The sequence below is a fragment of the Caballeronia calidae genome, from assembly GCF_900044055.2.
In the GTDB taxonomy this organism is placed as follows: Bacteria; Pseudomonadota; Gammaproteobacteria; order Burkholderiales; family Burkholderiaceae; genus Caballeronia; species Caballeronia calidae.
Genome location: NZ_FCOX02000233.1, coordinates 1 through 2,136, shown reverse-complemented (window position 1 = coordinate 2,136; position 2,136 = coordinate 1). Strand labels below are relative to the sequence as shown.

Genomic DNA, 2,136 nt, shown 5'->3' with positions numbered 1-2,136 from the left:
GAGCGACGGCTGTTCGGGGCGAAGAGCGAAGCACGCAGCGATGCCCAGCGGGACCTGTTCCTCAATGAAGCGGAAGCGTTCAGGGTATCCATGTGCATTTGCTCAGTCTGTTGTGCCGCTCGATCGCCAATGGCTCCAGGACGCGCAGAAGCTCCTTGCTGACAGCCGCATCGATACGAGAACCACCGAACCTCATACATCGCGCCGACGTGTCGAAGCGGTCACACCGGTACACGGCCTGCGGGATACGTCCAGCGTAGGCCACCGACAGGCGACGTCCACAGCGTGCGCAAGCAAGCAGGCCAGCGAGCAGCGCGCGGCCACCACGACCGGATTTTACGTCGCCCGCCTTGCCGTAAGCATTTGTCGCGAGCTTCTTCTGGTTGCGTTCAAACTCCGCCCAGTCGATGTAGCCTTCGTGGTGTTCCCGGAGCATGACGTCCCAGTTCTCAAACGGCTTGCGGTGCTTGTAGCTCTTGCGTGCCCGGCCTTCGACGATCGTCATCTGCTTGCCGCTCTTGCCATACGCGTAGACACCAGCATAGAACGGATTCTTGAGCACCGAAATCACGTTACGGTAGCGTATTGGAGTCCAGTCGACCCGAGTCAGCGTCCGGCCGTCAGAGGGACGTGGGAAGTGGACCTGTTCGGCGTTCATCGACAACAGAACTTGCCGCGCGCTGCCCAGTTGCTGGAAACGAGTAAAAATCAGGCGTATGACTTCCTGCAACCGCGCGTCTGGATCGAAACCCAGACCAACATCACGATGCCAGATATAGCCGACCGGTACGCTGATACGTAATTCACCACGGTGTGCCTTCTCTCGTTTGGCGTCGTGCATACGCGTTCGAAGCACATTGAGTTCGAATTCGCTGATGCTGCCTTTCATGCCAAGTAATAGCCGGTCATTTGCCCGGCAAGGGTCGTACACACCGTCAAGGTCGATTACCCGCGCTTGAACGAGACCACAGAGTTCGAGCAGATGATGCCAGTCGCGTCCATTGCGGGCAAGGCGTGAGGCGTCCAGGCAAAGCACTGCGCCGACATCGCCTGCACACAATAACGCGACCAGACGATCAAAGCCCGGTCTCGCAACTGTGCCGCTCGCGGAGCGTCCCTGGTCGTCGTCGATGACCTCGACGTCGCGAAATCCATGTCGCTTTGCTTCTTGCACGAGGTCATACTGCCGGCGCCGGCTCTCGAGGTTCAGCTGGACCTGCGTCTGGCTGGACTGCCGGACATAAACTACCGCCTTGCGTTTAAGAAGATCTGCGGGCAAACGATCATCATTCGTCATCGTTACGCCCCTTCGCAGTTGAGATGCCCACAGCCTGCATCAACAGGCATGCGAGATGCCTGAGCGTGTTTGCCCGTTGCACCGCGTTCATTCCCTGAAGCTCGACCGCGTCGAACATCAGGTTCATCTGGGGCGGCATCGACCGCGATGACTGTTGAGCTGCTGGAACGACGTTTGGCAGATTGCCCATTGCGTTTCTCCCGGACGTTGGTGGAACCGTCCGGAGAGTTTCCCCGCAAATGCAGATCGACCAGCAATTGATGCAGATTCTGCAGTGCCGCTACGGTAACTCTCGGTTCGCCGAGAACCATCGCTGAACAGATCGCGGCATCGAGCATCCATGCCGCGATCATCCTGATTACACCGGCGTCCGCCTCCACATGGACGACCTGACCTCCGCCGCGACGCTCGACGTCTCTAACCTTGACGCGACGCCCATACAGCGCATGCCAGCGATAATGAATCTCGACTTCCTGCCCGATATGGGCAGAATGAACGGGAAATTGCCGTGGGGAGAAAGGCATGGCTTTTTTCGGACACCGTAGGAGGCGCAAAGGCCTCGGCAAACCTGTATTCACTCGTCCAGACCTGCGTCGCGAACCGCATCGATATCTATGCGTATCTTGTTGACCTGTTCAAGGCTCTGCCGTTCGCGAAGACCGCAGAGGATTACGAAGCTCTACTTCCATGGAAACTAATGAGATTTCCATAAAAGATGACAACCGATTCGATGCTGGTGCGTTGTATCTCTGAGGGATTGAATGGAGATGCATGCCATGGCAAAGAAGCCGATGGACGAGGCAACCAAGAAGCGCTTGCGGGCCGCCCGCATGCTTACG

The 2,136-nt window shown here is 57.8% G+C and carries 2 protein-coding genes and 2 pseudogenes; 2 read left to right on the top strand and 2 right to left on the bottom strand.

All coding sequences use genetic code 11. From position 1 onward, the window contains the following. Positions 1–78, top strand: a pseudogene (locus AWB78_RS50235) (IS66 family transposase); the annotation flags it as partial. Between the two features lies 1 nt (position 79). On the opposite strand, the gene AWB78_RS49145 reads toward AWB78_RS50235, so the two are convergent. Both AWB78_RS49145 and AWB78_RS47415 read right to left on the bottom strand, forming a co-directional pair. Next, positions 80–1,297, bottom strand: coding sequence for a recombinase family protein (locus AWB78_RS49145; RefSeq protein WP_082883656.1), 1,218 nt, complete (start codon positions 1,295–1,297; stop codon positions 80–82). A 2-nt stretch (positions 1,298–1,299) separates the two neighbouring features. Then, complete coding sequence (locus AWB78_RS47415) at positions 1,300–1,821, bottom strand: hypothetical protein (RefSeq protein WP_157697899.1); 522 nt, start codon at positions 1,819–1,821, stop codon at positions 1,300–1,302. On the opposite strand from AWB78_RS47415, the pseudogene AWB78_RS44940 reads away from it, so the two are divergent. Next, positions 1,806–2,009, top strand: a pseudogene (locus AWB78_RS44940) (transposase domain-containing protein); the annotation flags it as partial. The gene AWB78_RS47415 and the pseudogene AWB78_RS44940 overlap by 16 nt on opposite strands. Positions 2,010–2,136: the final 127 nt, after the last annotated feature.

Excerpts from the sequence above, each read along its gene's own strand:
- AWB78_RS49145 (WP_082883656.1), bottom strand. The coding sequence starts at position 1,297 with ATGACGAATGATGATCGTTTGCCCGCAGATCTTCTTAAACGCAAGGCG.
- AWB78_RS47415 (WP_157697899.1), bottom strand. The coding sequence starts at position 1,821 with ATGCCTTTCTCCCCACGGCAATTTCCCGTTCATTCTGCCCATATCGGG.